Origin of the sequence: Massilia sp. DJPM01 (genome assembly GCF_030348125.1) — a bacterium.
Classification (GTDB): Bacteria; Pseudomonadota; Gammaproteobacteria; order Burkholderiales; family Burkholderiaceae_D; genus Telluria_A; species Telluria_A frigida.
The window spans coordinates 1-3,241 of the sequence record NZ_JAQOZV010000134.1; the positions used below are offsets into that span (position 1 = coordinate 1).

2 protein-coding genes and 1 pseudogene are annotated in these 3,241 nt (G+C 54.9%); all 3 read right to left on the reverse strand.

Annotated features, from left to right (window positions below; translation table 11 throughout):
• Nucleotides 1-420: 420 nt before the first annotated feature.
• A complete protein-coding gene (locus tag PO883_RS34040; protein WP_289313737.1) occupies nucleotides 421-1,029 on the reverse strand; it encodes a reverse transcriptase domain-containing protein in 609 nt (202 codons plus the stop codon).
• A gap of 555 nt (nucleotides 1,030-1,584) precedes the next feature.
• A pseudogene (locus PO883_RS34045) lies at nucleotides 1,585-2,542 on the reverse strand (IS4 family transposase); the annotation flags it as partial.
• A gap of 237 nt (nucleotides 2,543-2,779) precedes the next feature.
• The coding region (locus PO883_RS34050; RefSeq protein ID WP_289313738.1) for a hypothetical protein at nucleotides 2,780-3,241 on the reverse strand (462 nt) is incomplete at its 5' end.

The following is a 3,241-nucleotide window of genomic DNA, read 5'->3' on the forward strand; positions in this document are numbered from 1 at the left end:
CCCCCCTTGACCGCACTCCGGGACGGTAGAACCTCACAGCATAGCCGATGTCAAGTTTCACCGGAAACGTCATAGGGCCCTAAAAACCAGCTAGAAACCAGTTTTTAGGCAAAATGCGGGCTCCCGTCCGAATATTTCGCGTTTTGAGCGACGGAATCCGAAGGATTGCAGTCCTTTTTCAACGCCCTGTTAAGGTGGAAACCGTCCCACTACCGCAATATATATAAATAAGAAAAATCCAAGCGGCAACGTAAGAAGGATCGCTAGGGCCGTATCTAACGAAACCGTCCGAGATTCATTGAAAATGGAAATTATAAAACATATCCATATCACTCCTCCAGCTATTCCAATGACCCCACAAACCAAGCGTTGAAAGACGCTAGCTTTATCTTTTTCCCTTTTCGTGCTGTTCATATTTCCCTACTTATATAACACTGGACTGATCACGCCGCCTTGCGGTGTGCCTCGGTTTCGCTCCACCAAAGTTCCATCCGCCATTTGCAGCGGTGCCGTCAGCCAGCGTTTAATATACAGCATGGCCCATTCGCACTCCACATCCTTTTCGAGGGCCTTCAGTAGCAGCGAGTGATCGATGTTGTCAAACAGGCCTTTGATGTCAAACTCAAGAACCCAGTCGTGTTTCCAGCATCGCTCCCGTGTGACGCCGACAGCATCCAGCGCCGATTTTCCGGACCGGTAGCCATAGGAGTCCGGCAGGAACTTCGCTTCGATACTGGGTTCTATGACCCGTTTTGCCACCATCTGAGCTACCCGATCCGCTACGGTGGGCACCCCTAAAATTCTTTCCCCACCAGTCTTTTTAGGAATGGCGACCGCTTTGACCGGCGGTGGAAAGTAGCTTCCCGAAGACATCCGGTTCCAGATCCGATAGAGATTTCTCTTCAGATCTTTCTCGAAGTCCTCAATCGACTGCTTGTCCACACCGGCCGAGCCCGCGTTGGCCTTGACCACTTGATACGCTTCGTACACCAACCATTTATCAATGGCGAACTGCTTTATTGCACTCATCCGTTTCCTCCTGTTGCCAGTTGAACGACGAATGCAACCGCTTGACCCGCCCCCTTTGCTCCGGCCGCATTACCAGCCTTCATCGCTCGTACAGGTCGGTCCGTCCCAGTGCTCCGCATCGGTACTCTCGCCTCGTGGTTTATGCCACTTGTGCTTCTCCCTTGGCATCGGAACGACTGGTTCCCGTAGTTCCATGCGAAAGCCTGGATCAGCTTCACGCCCCCCTTTACGCCGGTCGCCGCCTGCCCAATAATCAGGCGTCCGGCAAGCTGGTCCCAAGAGATAGAAACGCCCCTGGTTTTGACGACAAATAGGATAACGACGCGTCATCGGAAGGTTCACTTTCGTTCGTCTCTCTGATCCTTACCTGCCCGAGGTACGGCCTCGGCGCTTTGCCTCCAACGCTCACCACCACGGCTCTTGGCCGCAGCAGCTTGGGGTGGTTTGAAGCCCGCTCCTGAAAGCCGACTTCGAGGGGCCTACCCTCATCTTTCACATAGCTTTGACACAGTCCGTCAGTTCATGCCGAACTTCCTTTCTGTGTGCCTAAGGCAAACTCTCGATCTCCCAACGTGCCCGGTACCAATCGATCAATTCGACCGCCTGCTCGCGCGTCTCGACTGCACGGTTCGTCAGCAAACGCCACTCGACTGGCTTGGTGCCGGCCGGTGCGCCCACCTCGCGCGCAATCAGGCACGTGACGGTCAGACGAGCGTGTTTGCCGTCGCTGATCTCGACTTCGCGTGCCCACAATTGTTGTCGTACGCTGCGCGCCTTGCGGTTCTCACGGGCTCCCAGCATGAATTCGATCTCGCCGATCGGTACCCCTGCCGTGGTCGTATCCCACAGCTTAGCGCCGTCACCGGCAGGCAGACATCGGTCATGTTTGGCGCGCACCAGCCAATCGGCTGGCGTATGCAGTTCGTGTGCGCGGCGCATCATGTCGACCATGTCCGCTTCCCGGTCGGCCAGATAGACCAGCCTTGTACCGGGCATCTCGGCGGCCATCTCCGCCACCCGCTCATAGCCTTCCACCCAGCGTAGACTCTCCTTCTGGCCTGGCCGCACGCCGTCGTCGCCGCGCTTCTCGCGTGCCCACATCCAGGCATCGAGCACGCCGAGCGGTTCGCGTTCCGTCGTTACCGCCAAGGTCGGGTGCAGGTACATACCGCGCCGCGCCTCATAATTGAGCGGGCCCAGCCCAGCAATTTCCTGACCGTTAAAGTCCAGTTCCGTCGTGTCCTGGATGCACAGCACCACTTTCTGTTCACGCATGCGTTCCTGAGTGCGCGCCCAGTGTGGTGCCAGGATGCTCTCCCAAGTAACGTCCGAGTTGCGCAGAAAGCGGTACGCAGCACAAGTCTCGCTCCAGGTGTCGCACGCTTCCGGAATGCTGGCCGTCGGTTTGGCTGCAAGTCGTTCCATCAATTTTTTTCGCTCTCTTGTCAAGACGGACGTCGCCAAGGTCGAGTGCCGCAAATTCCTGCTCTGTCCACTGCTGTGCTACTTTCATCACGCGTCCGCCCAAAAGACGAGAGTAAACGCGATTTGCCCGAAATTTACAAGCCCTGCTGGTAAGTCATTGAAAGTAAACAGTTTTTGCCGACGGGTGGGGAGTTGTGTATAACGCTATGGCACTGCCCCGTCCGCGGCGCTGGCCGACAAATAGCAATGCTGCAAGGCGCAGGTTAGCGCGGCCGCGCAGTAAGCTATGGACCAGCCCGTGTCGCAAATTCAGCGCTGACCCTGATCACTCCTGGCAGTGACGCGACCCCGTACGCGTGAAACTATCTGATTTACAAAAAGGGGAGATGACCTTAATTAGGTTTCCATCCTTACCAAAAAATAGCTGGATCTGCTCGTCGTGCACATTGTTCAATGTCTTACTTATGCGTCGGATGTCGTAAATAACAATAACAAACGCGAATTCGTTTGGACCAAACAGTTTCGGCCTGTACACAGAGTTTTCCGAGCTGGGCCGACCTAGAGCGCTTTTAACATTTGAGAGCGAGTCACCCAGCTTGATCCGCTCAAGGTCTTTTCTAAGTGCAACAATCTTTTCGCTACTCAACTGGTAAGAATATTCCAGCGGAACGGCTCCCAGAACTGGGCGGGCCGCACCTCCAAGTCCAAAAAAAACTAGGAGTGTGGCTACATGGCTAGCAACATTACTTAACTTGCTAATGATTAACATGAGAGGCTCTTGCAAAAC

Coding starts and splice junctions, on each gene's coding strand:
- PO883_RS34040 (WP_289313737.1), bottom strand. CDS start 1,029: ATGAGTGCAATAAAGCAGTTCGCCATTGATAAATGGTTGGTGTACGAA.